Source organism: Streptomyces sp. NPDC059851 (genome assembly GCF_042732005.1).
Classification (GTDB): domain Bacteria; phylum Actinomycetota; class Actinomycetes; order Streptomycetales; family Streptomycetaceae; genus Streptomyces.
In genome coordinates this window covers 1-15,138 of record NZ_JBHWJJ010000025.1, presented here as the reverse complement: position 1 = coordinate 15,138, position 15,138 = coordinate 1, and the positions used below count along the sequence as shown (strand labels likewise).

Genomic DNA, 15,138 nt, shown 5'->3' with positions numbered 1-15,138 from the left:
CGGGCCACGCCCATGCCGACGCCGATGTGGACGCCCACGCCGACGCCGACGGCTCAGAACTGCCTCAGGAGGACGGCGTCGTCGAAGCGGCCCCGTGCCAGGTCCTCTCGGCGGATCACCCAGACCAGGGTGCCGGGCCGCCGGTCGCCCGGCGGGGCCGGCTCCTCCAGCGGGTCGCACCCCAGCACCCCCTCGGCCGGGTCGCATCGGAACTGTGCCAGCAGCGTCCACTCCAGCGCCCGCGCGGTCTCCCGTGGACCGGCCGTCCGCGGCTCGACCCGTGCCGTACTTCCGGCGCGGTGGGCAGCGGCCTCGTACTCGACGTCGCCGGCACACACCGGGTACCCGCCGACCCGGTGCTCGAAGCGGTGCCCGTACTCGGCGAGTTCGTCGAGGAAGTCGTACTCGTACAGGGGGTGGGCATAGGGGCCCTCCCAGGTGTGGGCGGCGAACGCGTCCCGTACCCGCGGGTGGTCCGGGAACGGTGCGACCACTTCCCGCTGGGCGATCAGCCGGACGGAGGGGAAGACCGGGACACCCGGCGGGGCGGTGCGCACGCTACCGGGCGTGTCCGCGGGGACGTGGACGACCCGACCGGGCGTGGGGCCCGTCTCCCCGGCCCGGTACCGGCCCTGGGGGCCCTCGCCCAGCGGCGTGGAAGCGAAGAAGGCGAGCACACCCTCTGCGGGCAGGGGCACGTCGAGCGCCCCCGCCGGGAGGGACCCGCAGTCCACCGCCGCCACGAACGCCAGCCGGACGCCCTCGGGACCGGTGGGCCATTGCGTCCCGTCGGGCAGCCGGGGCAGCCCGCCCAGGCGTGCGGCCGTCTGCATGTCCGCCGCGTCCCACAACTCGGCCTCGGCCGCCAGTCGAACGCTGGGCCGCAGCAGGGCGACCCAACGCGCTGCGTCCTCGGCCGCTAGGTACCGCCGGGGTATCTCGCGCAGCCCGCTGTCCCCCACGTCTTCGATCCGGTCCTCGTCCATGGACCGATCATGCAGGAGGGGGCCGACAGCGGTACACGACGTCCTCGCGACCGTTGCCGGCGACGAACCGGATGCCGACCGGGCGAGCGGGCCCATCGAGAGGCGCGGCTGACCGCCGACGGAAATTGGCGGGCCGGGGCCGTCGGGGTGGGGCCGGGAAGGTCGGGGTGGATTCCCCTTTAAGATCCACTCGAATTGATGCACCATCAGGCTCCACAAGGATGAGGACCTCCTCGATGCCACACCGGTCCGGCCCGTCACGCCGCGCCCTGGCCGCCCGCAGCCGGCGGATCGTCGACTCGGCCGCCTTCACCACCACCGTGTTCTGCCTCATCGTCGGCAACGCCGCGCTCATGGGCATCGAGACCTACGACGGTGTCGTGCGGGACTGGCACGACGGCCTCAAGCTCGCCGAGCACCTGTTCCTGGCCGCCTTCACGGTCGAGATCCTCCTGCGCGCCGCCGCACACGCCGACCGGCCCCGGCACTTCTTCCGCGATCCGTGGAACGTCTTCGACCTGGCCGTGATCGTCCTCGCCCTCACCCCCTTCGCCCGTGAGAACGCCACGGTGCTCCGGCTGCTGCGCCTGGCCCGGGTGCTGCGCGCGGCCCGGTTCCTGCCCCAGGTCCGCATCGTGGTCGTCGCCATCGGCAAGAGCCTGCCGGGCACGCTGAGCTTCCTGCTCGTCGGCACCCTCCTGCTGTACGTGTACGCCATGGTCGGATGGGTCTTCCTGGCCGACGACGACCCGGAGCACTTCGGCTCACTGGGCCGCGCCGCTCTCACGCTGTCTCTGCTCATCACCCTGGACGGCCTCGGCGATGCGGTCCGGGCGGGGCTGGAGGTCTCCCGTTGGACGATCCTCTACTTCGCCTCGTACGTCCTCCTCGGCTCCTTCGTCCTGGTCAACCTCCTCATCGGCGTGGTCATCAACTCCTTGGAGGAAGCACGCCAGGTGGAGGCCGGAACCGCCGGAACCGCCGGAACCACTCCCGCGGCGGCTGCCACGGACGGGCAACCCGCTGACCTCGAAGAGATCCGCAGGCGCATCGGCGAGGCCCGTGCCGCGCTCGACGCCCTGGAGCGCGGGCTCCCGGCCACGACCGCAGCGGCCGGCCCGACGAGCGGTGAAGTCCGCACCCCCGCGGTGTCGGCCGTCCGGGCCTGACGGAATTGCCGAAAACACGGGCACGACCCCCGGCCGGGACCGGTCGGGGGTCAGCACCATTCGGACGTAATTCCGGCCCGTCTACTTGGTGAGGACTTTCCAGCGCTTCACGGTGCCGTGCCCACTGCAGTCGCCACCGAATTTCCAATAGCCGACCCCGACGAAGGGCCCCTTGATCTCCGTACCGTCCGAGCATTCGGTCCACGCGGCGGCCTGCCCCCGGATGACCTTGCAGTTCGCCGTCCACTTCTTACCGTGGTTGACGAAGCTGTCGCACTGGGTGGAGCCGCCCGCAGCCAGGGGATCCTCCACGACCCCGCCCAGGGCCCGCACAGGCCCCGCCTCGATCGACACCCCGGGAAGGGGGCTGGGCTGCGCCACGGTGGCGGCGGTCGAATTCCCTGCCAGCGCGAGGACCGAGCCGACCGCCACGGAAACGACGACCGCGGCCTTCCGAATTCCTTCGAGTTTCTTCATGCGCCCCAACCTAGGAGGGTCCGGCGGGCGCGCACAAGGACGCATTTCCCGCCTTTTCCGCCGTCACATTCCGCACAGGTGACGGACTTTCGTCCACACCCCGGCGCGTTTCCCACTCTGGACCAGCACGGTCGACCCGTCCTCCACAACGGAACGGTATGACCGGAATCGCCCGCGTCTCTGACGCGATGTGCCGTCTTGCGGTCGGCGGTCCGTCGCCCTCGCGCAGGTCACCAGGTCACCAGGTCACCAGGTCACCAGGTCACCAGGTCACCAGGTCATGAAGGTGTCACGGGAGGAACACAACAGTGTGGCGGCGGGAACTCCGGAGCGGTGCGGTGGTGTGTCCGTGGGCGTACGGGCCGCCGTGGGCCCGGTCGTGGGCTCCAGGAGGTATCCCGTGCAGTACGCAGCAGGTGTCCGGCAGACCGTGGCCGCGCTGGTGGCGGCAGTGGCGACCACCGCCCTCGTGGCGGGCTGTACGCCGTCCGGGGAGGACGACGCACAGCCCGCCGGGCCCTCGCAGTCCGCTCAATCCCAGGCTCCGGGGGCGACCGCGGGCGGGTCCGGTGGCTCGGGATCGGCGACGCCCACCGCCCCGGGCTCCCCCACCGCCTCCGGCTCCCCCACCGCGACCGGCGGCGGAGCGAAGCCCTGCACGGTCAAGGAGGTCAAGGTCACGGAGGCCCGCCAGGCCGCGGTCCGGCCGCAGGGTACCGGCACCGGCGCCGCCGTCATCACCGTCACCAACACCTCGAAGAGCACCTGTACGGTCCAGGGCTTCCCCACGGTCGCCGGTGCGGGCAACGGGTCGCCCGACAAGAACGTGCCGCTCGCGACCACCCACAGCGGGTCGGCCGGCGTGGTGTCGCTGGCGCCGGGCGCCCGGGCCTGGACGAAGCTCACCTTCGTCAACGTGCAGGGCGAGGCGGACGGCTACTGCGTGTCCGGGGCGGCACCCGCCTCGTTCCCCACCCTGGTCATCGGGGTGCCGGGCGCGGGCGCGCACCAGATCGCCCTCGACGACGGTGTCTTCGCCCTGTGCGACGGCAAGGCGACCGTCACGGCCTATTCGGCCGTCAAGCCCTCCTGACGGGCGTCGCCCCGGGAGCCGCGAACGGCCGTGTCCGCCGGGACCGCGATCCGGGTGCGGGGTGAAGGGGCAGGGCCGGCCGGCGGTCGGCAACATGCCGCGTTCGGCGTACTGGTCGGTTCGGCCCGCCCCCCTCCTCAGGCTGTGACCGTCGGCAGGCTCGTGTCAGGAGGCTCGTGTGCCCAGGTCCCGGCGGTGGGCGGCGGTGCGGACTGCGTCCGGGGGCGGACGGTGAGGCGCCGGCCCCGGGGCGGACCCCTCACGGTCGGCGCGGACCAGGACGGCTTCGCACCGCCCGCGCCACCTCCGTGGATGCTGTGGCTGCCGTTCGTCTACGTGGGGCTCGTCCTCTTCCTGGAGGTCACGATCAAGAAGGAGTGGGCGGTCAGCCTGTTCCTCGTCGCCCTGCCCGCGATCGCCTCGTACGCCTTCGGGCCCGTCGTGGTGGCGGTGTTCACGGTGTTCGCGATCCTCCTGGAGGGCTTCCTCGCGGCCGGCGCCGACCACTTGGGGGAGACCCACCACGTCGCGGCGGACATCGCCACCGCCGTCGTCGGCGTCCTCGCAACGGCGCTCGCCGCGCACCGGACCCGCCAGGAACGCAGCCTCGTCCACGCCAACTCGGTCGCCGAGGCCCTGATGCGGGCCCTGCTGCGGCCGGTACCGCACGAGGTCGGGCACGTGCTGGCAGCCGGTCTGTACCGGCCGAGCGAGGCGGGGACCATGGTGGGTGGCGACCTCTTCGACAGCCGGGCCACGCATGCCGAGGAACGCGCCATCATCGGCGACGTCCGCGGCAAGGGCCTCCAGGCGGTCCGGACGGTCGCGGCGATCCTCGGGAGCTTCCGCGAGGCCGCGTACGAGGCGGAGGACCTGGCGGCGGTCGCGGCCCGGCTGGAGCGCCGGCTGGCCCGGGAGGCCGAGGAGATCCCGGACGAGGAACTCTTCGCCACGGCGGTGCTGGTCGAGTACGACAGCCTGGCCCAACAGGTCACGTTCACCAACCACGGGCACGTCGAGCCGGTGCTGATCTCGCGCGGCGAGGTGCGCGTGCTGGAGGGACCGCCGGCGCTGCCGCTCGGCCTGGGCGGCCTGGCCGCGGCCGACGGGCCGGTGGTGTGGAGCCACCGGTTCACCCGGGGCGACGTCCTGGTCCTGGTCACGGACGGGCTGGTGGAGGCCCGCGACCACAACGGCGACTTCTATCCGCTGTTGGACCGGCTCCACCACCGCTTCGCGGGCCGTCCGGCCCCGGGACCGGCGGAGGTGGCCAACTTCCTCAACGCCGACCTCCCCCCGCCACACCCGTAACCTCCACGACGACGTCGCCCTCCTCGCGATCGCCCCGCAGGGCCCCGTCTGACACCGCGGCGGGCGCCGCTCCCCCACCCGGCAGGCCCGGGTCGCCCGCCGGCCCCGCCCCGGCCTCCCGCTACGGCGCCACCGCAGACCCCAGCAGGTCGGGCGGCAGGTACGGGGAGCGGATTCCCAACTCCCACCCGTGCACCTGGACCGCGAGGGCGGCCAGGGCGAGCGTGTCGAGCGGCAGCAGCGTCCGGGGTGCGGGATCCGGTCCCGCGCCCTCCCGGTACTCGACGAGCCGGGCCGCGAGGGCCCGCTCGAAGGCGTGCCGGTCGTCGTCGAGGAGTACGCGCAGGAGGCGCTGGTCCGGCGTCAGGGGGCCGGCCGCATCCAGCCGGGCGGCGGCTTCCGCCCGCTCGCCGGCGCCGGGCTTGCACAGGGGCACCCGGGGCCGGTCCCGGGGCAGGTGCCCGCGCGAGGGGGTCAGGTAGCCGCACAGGGCGTCCATGGCAGCGAGGTCCGCCGGGGCCGAGGCCGAGGTCAGGCGCGAGTACGGCAGGCCGTCGTGGATCGTGGGGGCGTAGTCGTGGCGCAGGAGCAGGCCGACGACCCGCTGCCGGTCCCGGGTCAATCCGCTGACGAGGCATATCGCGAAGGTGTCGAGCCAGGTCCGGGCCGTCGGCGCCTCCACTCCGGGGGTGTACGCGATCACGTCGCCGAAGTCGATGTCATCGCTGTTGAGCTCCTCGCCGATGAGCGGGAAGCGGATCTCCTGGTCGCCTTCCGGGAAGCAGCCGAGGCTCAGCACTCCGAGGCCGCACTCGGCCGCGGTGCGCAGCGCCGTACGCGACGGCCCGTCCAGGGCGGGGCTCTCCACGGTGCGGGCGGCCACGTAGTCGAGGAGCTCGTCACGCATCTCCTCGATCCTCCGCGGGGTCGGGTTGTCCCAGCGCATCCCGTGCCAGCGGCCGCGGGCCCGCCGGTTGATGTCCTCGAGCGCCTCGGAGATGCGCTCCGCACTGATCTGGTGGCGCGTCACTTCCTGCACCGGTGCCGTCCTCTCGTGATCTTCTCGACCGGACGCACGGCACGCTAGCAACGGGCTCTGACATCGATGCCGATCCCGGGCGTCGTGAGTGCTGGGCCGGGTACGCCGGGCGCTGCTCCACTCACCGGGGGCGGGCGACACGGCGCAGGGCGCGCCGCCCTGCTGGACGACACCGCCGCCGCCCGTGCGCCCTGCCGCTCACGACGCGGGAAAAGTAGTTGGGTTAGGTTAGCCTACCCTCATGTACGGTACGGTGCGGGCCTGAAGAAGATCATCCGCGTGCTTGCCGCAACCACGGCAGGGCTGCTGCTGGCGGGCGCGCCCGCGGCGGTCGCCGCACCCGCGGCCGCCCCCGTCGGCCCGGCACCGTCCGCACAGAGCAGTGGAAGGCTGGAACTTCCGCACCCCACCGGTCCGTTAGCCGTGGGACGGGACACCCTGCACCTGGTCGACCGGGCCCGGAAGGACCCGTGGGTGCCGTCCGCCCACCGCGAGCTGCTGCTGTCGCTCTACTACCCCGCGGTCGCGGGCACCGGGAGGCCCGCCGACTACATGACCGTCGCAGAGGCGCAGGCACTCCTCGCCGACCGGGGCGAACTCGGCCGGTACGCGACCGCCGAGCAGCTCGCGGCGGTTCGTACCCACGCCCGCGCCGGTGCCCTACCGCGATCCGCGCACGGGCCGTACCCGCTGGTCATCCTCTCCCCCGGATTCACACTGCCACGCGCCTCGCTGAGCACGCTCGCGGAAGACCTCGCCTCCCGCGGCCACGTGGTCGCCGCGGTGGACCACGCGTACGAATCGGACGGCACCGCCTTCCCGGGCGGCCGGGTACTCGGCTGCCGGGCCTGCGAGCTGGTCTTCCCCGACCGGTCGTTGGGGAGGGTGTCCGACGCCCGGGCCCTCGACGTCGCCTTCCTGCTGGACCGGCTCACCGGGGAGCGCCCCGCCTGGCGGTACTCCCGGCTGATCGACACCCGGCGCACCGGCATGGCGGGCCACTCCATCGGCGGGGCGTCCGCGGCGGCGGCCATGGCCGCGGACCCCCGCGTGGACGCCGGGGTGAACATGGACGGGACGTTCTTCACCCCGCTCCCCGCCGGCGGGCTGGGCGGACGCCCCTTCCTGCTGCTCGGCGGCGACCCGGCCCTGCTGCCGCCGGACTTCGAGGACAACAGCTGGGAGGAGGCCTGGCCACGGATGGACGGCTGGAAGAGGTGGCTGACCATCAGCGGCAGGGGACATCCGGGGTTCACGGACTGGCCCGTCCTCGGTGACCAAGCCGGATACGCGCACCCCGAGACCCCGCTGTCGGGGACCCGCGCCCAGCAGATCACCCGCACCTACGTGGGCGACTTCTTCGACCGGCACCTGAAGGGGCTGCCGGCGCCCCGGCTGGACGGGCCGACGCCCGCCGACCCGGAAGTGGTCTTCACGCGGCGCTGAGCGCACGGTGCCCGGCCGGACCGGCGGATGCCTCCGGCCGGGCCAACTTGGCGTTCAGGTGCTTTGACCGGCAGGCACGGCGAGGTACGTATGTCTTCGCCTACGCGCGGAACCCCGGGAGGTTCCCGAACGGGTACCGCGGGTGGTGTTCCCGTCCCTGCCCACCGCCACCGTAAGCAGGCACCCATGACCACAGGCTGGACCCCCCGCCCGCCCGCCGCCGAGCACGGGCTGCCGGAAGGCGAACACCTGCCGGAGCTCGACGTGCCGGCGCCGGGCCGGCAGCGGCGCTGGACCGTGCTGCTGCGGTGGCTGCTGCTGGTCCCGCAGATGATCGTGGTGGCCGTGCTCGGCATCGCGGCCTTCTTCGTGACGATCGTGGGCTGGTTCGCAGCCCTGGTCCAGGGGCGGCTACCGGAGGGCATCGCCCGCTTCCTCGGCGACTACCTCGCGTACGCGACCCGGGTCACGACCAGCTCGATGCTGCTGGTCGACCAGTACCCGCCGTTCGCGTTCGCCGCGCCCGGCTACCCGGCGCAGATCGAGCTGCGGCCCGGCGAGCTGAACCGGCTGGCCGTACTGTTCCGCTTGATCCTGATGATCCCCGCCGTGTTCGTGAGCACCCTCCTGCAGTACGGCTGGGCCGCCATTTGCTGGGTGTTCTGGCTGATCACGCTCGTGCTGGGCCGGATGCCGCAGGCGGTGTTCGAGGCGTCCGCCGCCGTGCTCCGGTTCCGGATGCGGACCCTCGCGTACGTGATGATGTTGACCTCGGCCTATCCCAAGCGGCTGTTCGGCGACGCGCCGTCCCGAGGCCCCGGGTACGGCGCGCCGCCGCCGGCGCGGACCCCGGTTCCGGGCGCCCGGGCGGCGGGGTCCGCCACCCGGCCGCTGGTGCTGGGCACCGGGGCCAAGGTGCTGGTCGTGGCCTTCCTCGTCCTCGGCCTCTTGGCGGGCCTCTCCACCAGGGTGCGCAACGAGGGGTACTACGACGACGAGATGGGCCGGGCGGCGCACGTGGCGACCCGGTACGACGCCGGGAGCTGAACCGGCGCACCGCACGGCCCGCACCGGCTCAGGGGGACGCCGGCCCCTCATGCGGTGCGCCGGATCAGGGGCTGCGCTACCGGCCCAGGCGACGCAGGCGCAGCGCCAGCCAGCAGCCGCCGGAACGCTTGTCGGTGTCCACGCGGACCGTCACGGGGGCGGCGGAGGAGGCCGTGCGGTACTGGCCCGCCGGCAGGTGGCTCGGGCACTGGCCGAGGTCGTCGTCGCCGTAGGACTGGACGTCGAGGCCGACGTCGGTGCGGCCCGACACGGCGAAGGTCAGGTCGCAGCCGCCCGGTCGCCCGTCGGTGTCGACCCGGATGTGGTTGCCGACGGCACGGACGGGGGCCACGGGCACCACGTGGGTGCCGTGGTTCCCGCACTGGCCCGCGTCGCCGCCCTGCCAGGCCTGCCAGGTGTAGGTGACGCTGACGCCCGCGAGGGCGCCGGAGGGATCGGCGATACCGAACGCCATCTGGCAGCCGCCCGGCCGGTTGTCGGTGTCGAGGCGGACCGGGGAGGTCCAGTCGGGAGCCGGGCTCCACTGCTGGCGCGTCCCCCGGCACTGGCCCGGGTCGTCGTCGGCATGGTCGATCCCGACCTCGGGGGCGGCGCCCCTGGTGGAGCGGTCCCCGGCGCCCGGCCAGGCGGCGCGGGCGGTGTGCGGCCGTTGCCGGCCATCACCGGTTCAAGGGCCTCGCGGGCGGTGTGCGGCCGTTCTCGGCCACCGCCGGTGCATCCGGGGGCCCCGGGCTCCGGCCACCGATGGGTGCCTGGTCAGCGGCCGAGGGTGTTCATCAGGATGATCGCCGCGAGATCCGCGAGGATGACGCTGACAACGGTGATGATCGTGGCCCAGGCCCTCTGGGACTCGTCCAGGTGCACGCGCCACCTCCCGCCGGAACGTGCCGTCGCTTTTCGATCGGGGCGCCCGCGAACAGGCCCGCGGGTGCCCTTCCCTTTCCGCCATCATGGCTCGGTTCCGCCGGGCGCACAGCTCGGACGGTGCGCCCCCGGGTGACGTGCGGGCCGTGTCGCACCCCACCACCCCGTCCGCACGGCCCGGAACACGCTGTGTACGTACCGAGCCGCTCCGCGGCAGGGCGGCGGCGCTGCGACACCTTCCCCGCGGGCGTCAACGGCGCGTCCACCCCGACCGCCGCCTTACGAAACCTCACCCTGAACGCCGCCCACCTCCAGGAATCCCCTGGCTGACCGGCGCCCCGCCCTTGCGGGGCCGGGCGGTTGACTACCGTCCATGGATGGCGCCGCCCGGGACGCTCCCCCGTCGACCCCGAACTGGCTGCCGCACTGGCGGCTTCGAGCACCGGGGCGAGGGCGCCGTTCACCCCGGAGAACCTCGCGGAACGGCAACAGCGGGATGCCGCGGCCAGGCCCGGGCCGACGGCGCGGGATCTTCGGGCCGACGGCCGGTTCGCAGGGGATGAGCTGCGTGTGCCGGGGGCGCCGGACGGGCCGGAGGTCACGCTCGTGAGCGCGCGCGGCCGGCCGGGACCGCCCGTCCCCTGCCGCTGCCGTACTGGATGCACGACGGCGGCATGATCACGGGCAATGCCTGGTCGGTCCTCCGCCGATCGCTCCGCGAGTGGTTCCTCACGCCGGAGTTGGTCGTCGTCTCCGTCGAGTACCGGCTCGCACCGCAAACGCAGTACCCCTGCCCGGTGGAGGACTGCGGGACTGCTACGCCGGGCTCCTCCGGGTGGCCGAGCACGCTGCGGAACCGGGCGTCGACGCGGACCGCATCGTCGTCGGCGGCAAGAGCGCCGGCGGCGGCCTCGCCGCGGCACTCGCCCTGCTCACCCGTGACCGCGGCGGGCCGGCACCGATCGGTCGGCTGCTCCTGTGCCCGGTGCTCGACGACCGCAACGACACGGTCTCAGCCACCGGATGGCCTGCATCGACACCTGGGACCGGACCTCCGACGCCACCGCCTGGCAGGCGCTCCTCGGCGAGCGGTACGCTGCCGCCGACCTGCCTCCCTACGCGGCTCCCGCCCGTGCCACCGACCTGTCCCGCCTGCCGCCGGCCCACATCGAGATCGGGTCGGCCGAGACCCTCCGGGACGAGGACGTGGCGTACGCCACCGCCCCGTGGCGGGCGGGCGGCCAGGCCGAACTCCACGTGTGGCCCGGCGCGTTCCACGGCTTCGACGCGCCCGCCCCGCAGGCCGCCCTCAGCCGGGACGCCCGCAACGCCCGCACCCGCTGGCTCCGGCGCATCCTGTACCGGCCGTGTCCGGTGCGGTGACGGTTCGTTGGGGTGTCACCGGGGGGTGTACGCGGAGCCGGTTTGCCGTGAGCGCGCTGGGGGGTTGCCGCGCCACTGACGCTGCATAGCACGGGGCAGGCGCTTCCAGCAGTGCACTTTGAGCCGGATAGGTGATCTTCGCCGTCGGTGTTCACTCCGCGTCGGTCCGGCTATGCAGAATGCTTTTGCCGCTTCGGCCCTGGATTGTGCATTCCTGCGTGAAATCTTGGAGTTGGAGGTAGACCGCCCATGGCGGCGAACGGAAGCCCCACCATCAGAAGGCGCCGCCTGGGCGCCGAACTCCGCCGGCTTCGGCACGCCGCGGGGATGACGCACCAGCAGGTGGCCGGCCGGCTCCTGGTGTCCCAGTCCAAGATCAGCCTCATCGAGACCGGACGCCGCGCCATCAACCCCCGGGACGTGCGCGATCTGTGCGAGCTGTACGAGGTCACCGACCGGGCGCTCGTCGGCTCGTTGATGCGGATGGCGAAGGAGTCGGGCCGCCGGGGCTGGTGGGTCGCGTACGGCGACGTCCCCTACAGCGTCTACGTCGGAATGGAGACGGAAGCAGCCTCCATTCACTCCTACGAGCCCCTCGTGATTCCCGGCCTCCTCCAGACGCGCGCCTATGCAGCGGCCGTCATCAGGGAGTCGGACCCGCACGTCACCGCCGAACAGGCCGCGGCGCGCCTGGAGGTACGGCTGCGGCGCCAGCACCGCGCCCACCACCCCGCCCGGCCGTTCCGGTTATGGACCATCCTCGACGAATCCGCCCTCCACCGCAGCGTCGGCACCGCCGACGTCATGCGTGAACAGCTCGAACACGTCAACCACTTGAGCAGTCAGCCGCACATCACCGTGCAGGTCCTCCCGCACACGGCGGGGGCACATCCCGGAGTCTCCGGCCAGTTCTCCATCCTCACCTTCCCGGACACCGACGCGGGAGTCGTGTACCTGGAACGGTTCACCAGCGACCTGTACCTGGAAAAGCCCGCCGACCGCCACCCGTACCACCTCATGTACGACCACCTGCAGGCACAGGCACTCGGCCCGGAGCAGAGCCGCCGGTTCATCAGCGACATCATCCGCTCCCACACGGGTACGGGCACCGGCACGGTCCGGCACCGCCGGATCCCGTGAACGGTGGGCAGCACTCCGCTACGGCTCGGCCCACCCGACGACACCGGACGTGGCTCCGCATGCCGCGCACTGCGCACCCCGGGGGAGTTCCGGTACGGGTTCGGCCACTGCTGCCGCTTGCTGGTGAGAGAGCCAAACGGCATGGGTATTGAGGGTCAGGACGTGCCGGAAGCGTTGCTGGCGCCTGAGTTCGAGGGCGTCCCTGTGACACAGTCCGCCCACCCCGGACGATCTCCACGCCGCCCCGAAAACCCCGAGCACGGCGCAGATCAACATGATCCTCAGGAAGACGTCTGCCACAGCGGATCCTTTCGGAAGGCGTTTCGATCAACAGGGGCCCGCAGCCGAGCCCTCGGCAACACCTCGAAATAACGCAGGGGCATATGCGGGGTTGCGCCTTGTCACCTCATTGCAGCCACCCGTTGCACTCCGCCGTGCGCCCGCCCCGCGTTCCGACGCGCCGTGGACCCGGGTCGCCATGAACCGCATTGCTGCACCGACGCGTTGCTGAGCTGCGGCAATGCAACGTGACCCGGATGGAGGCACGTCGTACTGCGTCGGCCCGGGCCGGCGGCACGGCCGCACCAGGACGGGTCAACCCTCGGGCGCCGCGTCATCATCACCTGCTTGGCGCATACCCACTGCGGCGCCGGGAGCGTTGGTTGGACTATGACAACAGCAAACCACTCAGCAGCCTTCCGTCGGCACGCGGAAGGGGAGGGCCACGCGTCCGGTTCAGGTGCCACCCGGATCGGGAGCTGGACGTTCACACCGGGTTCATCGGGTTTGGGCCTGGGGCCGGTCGCGCACGCGACCTTGCAGCACGACGGGAGGAAGATCGAGCTGAGCTACTCCTCCACGATCTTCGAGGACTTCCTGCACGCGATGAGTGCGATCCACAGCGAATTCAACCGGCGGTCGACACCGCCGACCGCATCCGGCACGCGCACCGACGAACGTGCAGGGGCGGCCTGCCGTGTATGAGACATACGGTCACCACGACATGAACGGCTCCCGCCCCCAGCCGGAGACCCGCGTGTTCTGGCCGGGCCCGGACGTCGAACAGCACGCTGCGACGGGGCCGTCGGCGCTCGGGCTGGGCCAGGTCCACACCCCGTGGGATCCGGCGGAGGAGCTCGCCTACCTCCTCCAGGACTCCATGGCACCCAGGCAGACGGATTCTTTCGACCGCGCCGCCTTCGACGAGACGACGGACACGGCCGGCACCGCCGCCATGGCGGCCGGACCACCGAGCGTCATCACGCTGCCGCAGGCGCAGCCCTCCGGCGGGCACCGCCACGCCGCATCGAAGACGCCGTTCAGCACCCTGCTGCGCACGGGCAGCCTGTTCACCGCCGTGCTCGTCGCCGTGATCGCCGCCGTGGTGAGCGTGTTCAGCGGCCTCGCCATCTGCGACGCCCTTCGTCACAGCGCCGCCCCTCGTACCGCCCATGACGTGGTCAGTTGGTGGCCACTGCTGATCTACGGACCCTGGATGGTCGCCTCCCTCTCCATCCTGAGGGCCGCCCTGCACCAGCGCCGCGCCGTCCATTCGTGGTCCATCGTCTTGTTGTTCTCCACACTCGCCACGTTCCTGTGCGTGGCCCAGGCGCCCAGAACGCTGGCCGCCCAGGCTGCGGCCACGCTTCCGGCCATCGCCGCGCTCGCATGCTTCCAACAGCTCGTACGTCAGATCACGCTCACCCGGCCACCCCGCAACCCCATGCCGCGCCACCGGAACCGGATGCCCTCCGCAGGTCCCACGTTCCACTACGGAGCATGACGGCCGCGTCCCGGACCTCCGCGCCCGGCGCCGGGGGCGAAGACGCGGACGAAGACGCGACAGCCGCTAACTGCATGGAGAACGCGGTCCTTTCCCGGGGCTCACCAGAATGATCGTTTTCACCTCAGGAACGACGGTCGAAACCAACAGGTCACGGGCTGATCTCAATCTCGACGACTGCTCTTCGGCACTGCCCGTGCGAAGGAACGCACGGAGCGCTCCTCTTCCTCCCCTTGCCCCCTCGCTCCTTGAAGAGAGGACAGCAGAAATGATGCACGAGCCCTCCTACGCCGAGCGGGTCCGGTACCGGCAGCTCCAGGACACCGCCTACCAGGCCGGCCAGGACGCCGTGGCCAACCTCCAGGCCGCTCTCGCGCTGGCCGGCCTGGTCCTCCCTTCCCTCGCCAACGACGGGCCCGTGGGCTGCCGCGGATTCGTCCGCCTCGGCGGATGCAGTGTGGCACTCGCCAACCAGCTCGCCGAGGTGATCACCGCCGGGGCACGTGCGCTGCAGGACCAGCAGCAGCGCTGACCCCCTGCGACCAGCGACAGAATTCCAGGAGGTTCTTGCATGAACACGTGGCGAGCTTCGTCCTCCGCGCCGACACCGCAGGACGCGCTCGACCCCTACCGCTTCCCCGGGGCCCGGGACTTCGAGGGCTACGGGAACCCTCCCGCCCGGCCCCCGCTGCCCGACCCCGACCCGGCCCCTGCCCCGGTGCGGGACCGCGAGGAGCGGCGTGCCGGCAGGCTCAGCGCGGTGCACCGCCGGCGCCTTGAGCTGCACGCGGCGCTGACCGCGGCCGGCATCCCGCCGCTCGCCGGAGACCTGCACGCCATCGAGGCCCTGTCGGCACTCGACGACGCTGCCAACGCGGCCGTCCAGCGCTGGATCGCCGGCGCCGGCGGGAGCCAGGGCGTGCCCGACTTCGCCTGAACACGTGACAGGACCCGGCCGAGGTGATGACGGCGAACCCCGGCCGGGCCCTGCGTGCGTGGACGTGACGGTGTCGTCCCGGTCAGCGCTCGTCGTCGCGCATCTCGTCCTCCTCGCGCCGGCGCGTCATCTCCTCCTGGCGGCGCCTGAGTTCCTCCGGGCTCTTGCCCCGGCCGCCTTCCTGGCCGGTGCCCGACTGGGTGGGGTCCTGGCCCGAGCGGTCCATCCGCTCCTGCTCCTCGCGGCCCTTGCCCGGCTTCTGGCGCTTGTTCTGCATACCGCCCATGACGGCGACTCCTCGTGACGAATGGATTCTCCTCCCCCACGGTGACACGCTTCGTGACACCACGCATCACGAGCATCACCGGTTGTAGCGGAGGGGTGGCGCTAGTTGTTCTGTCCCGGGAGGTTGTGGACGGGTGATGCAGGTCTCGGTTGAGGG

Annotated in this window: 15 protein-coding genes and 1 pseudogene; 11 read left to right on the top strand and 5 right to left on the bottom strand. The window is 72.4% G+C overall.

The window, feature by feature from the left end:
* Positions 1-53 precede the first annotated feature (53 nt).
* A complete protein-coding gene (locus tag ACFV7Q_RS11770; protein WP_385426978.1) occupies positions 54-986 on the bottom strand; it encodes a DUF1963 domain-containing protein in 933 nt (310 codons plus the stop codon).
* Between the two features lie 236 nt (positions 987-1,222).
* Between ACFV7Q_RS11770 and ACFV7Q_RS11765 the strand changes: the two genes are divergently transcribed.
* Positions 1,223-2,155 (top strand): ion transporter, encoded by a 933-nt coding sequence (locus tag ACFV7Q_RS11765; RefSeq protein ID WP_385426976.1) that lies wholly within the window; start codon positions 1,223-1,225, stop codon positions 2,153-2,155.
* Between the two features lie 81 nt (positions 2,156-2,236).
* On the opposite strand, the gene ACFV7Q_RS11760 is transcribed toward ACFV7Q_RS11765, so the two are convergent.
* Positions 2,237-2,632, bottom strand: coding sequence for a hypothetical protein (locus tag ACFV7Q_RS11760; RefSeq protein WP_385426974.1), 396 nt, complete (start codon positions 2,630-2,632; stop codon positions 2,237-2,239).
* 400 nt (positions 2,633-3,032) lie between these two features.
* Here ACFV7Q_RS11760 and ACFV7Q_RS11755 point away from each other — a divergent pair, with 400 nt between their 5' ends.
* Positions 3,033-3,725: a DUF4232 domain-containing protein gene (locus tag ACFV7Q_RS11755; protein ID WP_385426971.1), complete on the top strand. Its 693-nt coding sequence runs from the start codon at positions 3,033-3,035 to the stop codon at positions 3,723-3,725.
* 231 nt (positions 3,726-3,956) lie between these two features.
* Positions 3,957-5,036, top strand: coding sequence for a PP2C family protein-serine/threonine phosphatase (locus ACFV7Q_RS11750; protein WP_385426968.1), 1,080 nt, complete (start codon positions 3,957-3,959; stop codon positions 5,034-5,036).
* Positions 5,037-5,157: 121 nt separating this feature from the next.
* Here the strand turns inward: ACFV7Q_RS11750 and ACFV7Q_RS11745 are convergent, their stop codons facing one another.
* Positions 5,158-6,075: an immunity 49 family protein gene (locus ACFV7Q_RS11745; protein ID WP_385426965.1), complete on the bottom strand. Its 918-nt coding sequence runs from the start codon at positions 6,073-6,075 to the stop codon at positions 5,158-5,160.
* 279 nt (positions 6,076-6,354) lie between these two features.
* Between ACFV7Q_RS11745 and ACFV7Q_RS11740 the strand changes: the two genes are divergently transcribed.
* Together ACFV7Q_RS11740 and ACFV7Q_RS11735 are read left to right on the top strand one after the other, a co-directional pair.
* On the top strand, positions 6,355-7,521 hold the full coding sequence (locus ACFV7Q_RS11740; protein ID WP_385426962.1) for an alpha/beta hydrolase family protein: 1,167 nt from the start codon (positions 6,355-6,357) through the stop codon (positions 7,519-7,521).
* Between the two features lie 186 nt (positions 7,522-7,707).
* A complete protein-coding gene (locus ACFV7Q_RS11735) occupies positions 7,708-8,568 on the top strand; it encodes a DUF4389 domain-containing protein (protein WP_385426959.1) in 861 nt (286 codons plus the stop codon).
* A gap of 76 nt (positions 8,569-8,644) precedes the next feature.
* On the opposite strand, the gene ACFV7Q_RS11730 is transcribed toward ACFV7Q_RS11735, so the two are convergent.
* Positions 8,645-9,043 carry a hypothetical protein gene (locus ACFV7Q_RS11730; RefSeq protein WP_385426956.1) on the bottom strand — a complete coding sequence of 133 codons (399 nt, stop codon included), beginning with the start codon at positions 9,041-9,043 and terminating at the stop codon, positions 8,645-8,647.
* Between the two features lie 770 nt (positions 9,044-9,813).
* Here ACFV7Q_RS11730 and ACFV7Q_RS11725 point away from each other — a divergent pair.
* The 6 genes and pseudogenes from ACFV7Q_RS11725 (at position 9,814) to ACFV7Q_RS11700 (ending at position 14,696) form a co-directional block, all read left to right on the top strand.
* Positions 9,814-10,836, top strand: a pseudogene (locus ACFV7Q_RS11725) (alpha/beta hydrolase fold domain-containing protein).
* 249 nt (positions 10,837-11,085) lie between these two features.
* Positions 11,086-11,976: a helix-turn-helix domain-containing protein gene (locus ACFV7Q_RS11720; RefSeq protein ID WP_385426953.1), complete on the top strand. Its 891-nt coding sequence runs from the start codon at positions 11,086-11,088 to the stop codon at positions 11,974-11,976.
* A 669-nt stretch (positions 11,977-12,645) separates the two neighbouring features.
* Entirely contained in the window at positions 12,646-12,960 is a 315-nt protein-coding gene (locus ACFV7Q_RS11715) for a hypothetical protein (protein ID WP_385426950.1), read from the top strand.
* Positions 12,961-12,979: 19 nt separating this feature from the next.
* A complete protein-coding gene (locus ACFV7Q_RS11710) occupies positions 12,980-13,759 on the top strand; it encodes a hypothetical protein (protein WP_385426948.1) in 780 nt (259 codons plus the stop codon).
* Positions 13,760-14,027: 268 nt separating this feature from the next.
* Positions 14,028-14,291 (top strand): hypothetical protein, encoded by a 264-nt coding sequence (locus ACFV7Q_RS11705; protein WP_385426945.1) that lies wholly within the window; start codon positions 14,028-14,030, stop codon positions 14,289-14,291.
* 39 nt (positions 14,292-14,330) lie between these two features.
* The gene (locus ACFV7Q_RS11700) at positions 14,331-14,696 is read left to right on the top strand and encodes a hypothetical protein (protein WP_385426942.1); all 366 of its coding nucleotides are present in this window, start codon (positions 14,331-14,333) and stop codon (positions 14,694-14,696) included.
* An 82-nt stretch (positions 14,697-14,778) separates the two neighbouring features.
* Here the strand turns inward: ACFV7Q_RS11700 and ACFV7Q_RS11695 are convergent, their stop codons facing one another.
* The gene (locus ACFV7Q_RS11695; protein ID WP_385426940.1) at positions 14,779-14,982 is read right to left on the bottom strand and encodes a hypothetical protein; all 204 of its coding nucleotides are present in this window, start codon (positions 14,980-14,982) and stop codon (positions 14,779-14,781) included.
* Positions 14,983-15,138 lie beyond the last annotated feature (156 nt).